Raw genomic sequence first — 254 nt, forward strand, 5'->3', positions numbered from 1 at the left:
CTGAGCAATCAGAAAAGCTGAGCTTGGTGGATTACAGAAAATCGCCCAATAGCCCATAGCTAGAATTTGGAAATAGGTCGAGATCCCCACCCATTCACTGCCAAAAACCCATAAATATAAAGATTCAGGCAATACAAACATCAAGGCAAATAACGGCAGTGAAACTAAACTCAGTAACACACTGGCTTTTAATGCATTCTGGCTTGAATTTGCATCTTTAAATTTGCGAATAAAAAACTGACGTAGGGTTTGTG

Annotated in this window: 1 protein-coding gene; it reads right to left on the bottom strand. The window is 39.4% G+C overall.

Translation table 11 applies throughout. From position 1 onward, the window contains the following. A partial coding sequence (locus AC3II9_RS22090) for a hypothetical protein (RefSeq protein WP_489158873.1) occupies positions 1 to 254 on the bottom strand: 254 nt, incomplete at both ends.

The sequence above is a fragment of the Lysinibacillus sp. RU7 genome, assembly GCF_057837305.1.